Source organism: Pseudomonas fluorescens (assembly GCF_902497625.1).
GTDB lineage: Bacteria > Pseudomonadota > Gammaproteobacteria > Pseudomonadales > Pseudomonadaceae > Aquipseudomonas > Aquipseudomonas fluorescens_BQ.
The window spans coordinates 1-2974 of sequence record NZ_CABVGX010000095.1 but is presented as its reverse complement, the minus strand read 5'-3'; the positions used below and the strand labels follow the sequence as shown (position 1 = coordinate 2974).

At 59.9% G+C, this 2974-nt stretch carries 4 protein-coding genes; 3 read left to right on the top strand and 1 reads right to left on the bottom strand.

The genetic code is table 11. The features are described from left to right. The 3 genes from ribA to F8N12_RS27200 form a co-directional block, all read left to right on the top strand. Positions 1 to 544, top strand: a 544-nt coding sequence (gene ribA, locus F8N12_RS27210; protein WP_150583115.1) for a GTP cyclohydrolase II, incomplete at its 5' end; no start/stop codon positions are given. Further along, entirely contained in the window at positions 541 to 960 is a 420-nt protein-coding gene (locus F8N12_RS27205; RefSeq protein WP_150583070.1) for an MFS transporter, read from the top strand. The genes ribA and F8N12_RS27205, both read left to right, overlap by 4 nt. After that, positions 960 to 1760, top strand: coding sequence for a cobalamin-binding protein (locus F8N12_RS27200; protein ID WP_150579221.1), 801 nt, complete (start codon positions 960 to 962; stop codon positions 1758 to 1760). Before F8N12_RS27205 ends, F8N12_RS27200 begins: the two co-directional genes overlap by 1 nt. Before the next feature lie 230 nt (positions 1761 to 1990). Here F8N12_RS27200 and choV read toward each other — a convergent pair. Continuing rightward, a partial coding sequence (gene choV, locus F8N12_RS27190; RefSeq protein ID WP_150583114.1) for a choline ABC transporter ATP-binding protein occupies positions 1991 to 2974 on the bottom strand: 984 nt, incomplete at its 5' end.

Genomic DNA, 2974 nt, shown 5'->3' with positions numbered 1-2974 from the left:
TGAGGAGAACGGGCGCGAGCATGTGGTTCTGAGCCTGGGTGAATTCGACGACGGTGCGCCAGTACTGGGCCGTTTGCATTCCGAATGCTTGACGGGCGATGCCTTGTTCAGCCAGCGTTGCGATTGTGGTTCACAGCTGGAAGCCGCCCTGCAGGCGATTGCTCGCGAGGGCCGGGGCGTATTGCTCTATCTGCGCCAGGAAGGCCGCGGCATTGGTTTGCTGAACAAGATCCGTGCGTATGAATTGCAGGATGGCGGCGCCGATACCGTCGAAGCCAATGAGCGTCTGGGGTTTGCCGCTGATCAGCGAGATTACGCCATGTGTCTGCCGATGTTGCAGCACCTGGGGGTGAAATCCTTGCGCCTGATGACCAACAACCCGCGCAAGGTCAAAGCGCTGACTGACATGGGCATCGTCGTTGCCGAGCGCGTGCCGCTGCACACCGGACATAATCCGCACAACAAACTCTACCTGGCGACCAAGGCCAGCAAGCTCGACCATATGATGGGCAACGAGCACCAAGGCGAGGTAGACCGCGCGTGACTCGCGGTCAGGTGCGGCGCCGGCTGTCCGTCAGTTGGTGGCAATATCTGGCGCTGGCCCTGTTGCCGTTATTCGTGATCAACGGAGTATTCGGTCAGAGCGAGGCGATCCTGCCAGTATTGGCCATGCCGATGTTCATTGCCGGTATGGCTTCGATGTTTGTCAGCCTGAAGTTTTTTGGTGGCTATAAACACGGCCTGATCGCCACGCAAAAAGCCCTCGACACCCCTGAAGAACCTGCCGCCTGGATCGCCCTGGCTGCCAAACGCCGAGCGGCGTTTATCGCTGCCGGGCTGCCCGCGTGGATCGGCGCCCTCGCGGTATTTGTCGGGCTGGAAGCAGTGCCGCTGATGTTGCTGGCGCTGTCCACCGCCGTGCTGTTCTACCTCTACCGTATCCCGCGTCAACTCGCTTGATGCTCCGCAGTGGGCTGGCGATTCTGCTGCTTGCCTTGGGCGCTTCGGCGCATGCCGTCGAGCGGGTCGTCAGCCTCGCACCGTCTCTCTCCGAAATCGTTGTAGAACTGGGGTCTGCCGATCTGCTGGTGGGTGTGTTGGACGCCGGCGAGCGTCCAGCCGAACTGCAAGGCCTGCCCACTGTAGGCCGTTATGGTCAGTTGGACATGGAACAACTGCTCAGCCTGCGGCCCGATCTGCTGCTGCTGTGGCCCGACAGTGTCGGCCCGGCCCAGCGTGAGCAGCTCAAGCGTTTGAACATTCCTACTTACGTCGCCGAACCGCACAACCTTGATCAACTGACCGAGCATATCGAAGCGATTGCCGTACAACTTGGTCGCGCCGAACGTGGTATTTCCCTGGCTGCGGCTTTGCGTCAGCGCCTCGAGTCATTGCGCGAACGCTACAGACGCGATCAGCCTCTACGGGTGTTTTATCAGGTTTGGGATCGGCCACTGTATACCGTCGGTGGCGGACAGATCATCAGCGATGCGTTGCAGGTTTGCGGTGCGCGCAATGTGTTTGCCGACCTGACGCTGCCCGCGCCGCAGATCAGCGTCGAAGCGGTGCTGCTGCGTGATCCGCAGGTGATCCTGGCCAGCGATCAGGCGCAGCTCGATGCCTGGAAGGCCTGGCCGCAGGTGGCGGCTGTTCGGCACGGGCAATTGCTCATGCTGACCAATAAAGGCCTCGAACGCCCGAGCGGGCAGATGATTGCAGCGACTGTCGAACTCTGCCACCTGATCCAGCCTGATCGCTGACTTTTGGCGAGGGAGCTTGCCACCGCTCGACTGTGCAGCAGTCGCAAACCAGGCGGATGCGATTTGATTTGAAGTCAATCTCTGACAAGTTTGGGGCCGCTTCGCAGCCCAGCGGGGGCAAGCCCCCTCGCCACAGAAATCACCTCTTCTCGATGGTCCGTGTTGCCACTCGTACACGCGCACCAACAAAAACGCCGCGATCCTTTCGCGGCGTTTTTGTGTGTGACGGGTTAGCCCAGGTTCTTGCCCAGCAAGGCGTGATACAGCTCGCTGTCGCCGAGAATCCCGACCACTTTGTGGTTGTCGTGCAGCACCAGTTTGTTGCCCGTTTGATAGCGAATCTGCAGCGCATCGCGCATGCCGATATTTGAATCCACCAGTGTCGGCCGACGTCCCAGACCTTCCACCGCCTGCCCTGGAATCCAGTTCTGCAAATCCAGGCTTTCACCGTTCTGGCGAGCGCCTTTTATGGTGTTGCCTTCGGCCAGGTCCAGCCAGGAATCACCACCCGGATCGAGGCACACCGAACCGTTGATGCGTTTGCAGTTGTCCAGCGTGCGCATCAGGCTGCGACCGCACAGTACGTTCAGCGGATTGGTGTGGGCGACGAACGTGCGAACATAATCGTCGGCCGGGTTCAGGACGATTTCTTCAGGTTTGCTGTACTGGATGATCCGTCCGTCTTTCATGATCGCGATACGGCTGCCGAGTTTCAGCGCCTCATCGAGGTCGTGGCTGACGAAGACGATGGTTTTGCTCAGCTTGCGTTGCAATTCCAGCAGTTCGTCCTGCAAGCCTTGGCGGATCAGCGGGTCAAGCGCCGAGAACGGTTCGTCCATCAGCAAAATGTCAGCGTCCATCGCCAGCGCACGGGCCAGGCCAACACGTTGTTGCATACCGCCGGAAAGCTCATCGGGTTTCTTGTTGCGCCACTGGGTCAGACCCACCAGTTCGAGTTTTTCGTCGACCAGTTTCTTGCGCTCCTTTTCCGGGCGCCCCTGCATTTCCAGGCCGAAACTGATGTTCTCGCGCACTGTCAGCCACGGCATCAAGGCGAACTTCTGGAACACCATGGCGATACGTTTGGTGCGCATCATTTTCAGCTCGGCCGGCGTGCAGGAAGCGATGTCGATCTGCCGACCCTCGTGCTCGACGAACAACTTGCCACGGCTGACGGTGTTGAGCCCGTTGATGCAGCGCAGCAAGCTGGACTT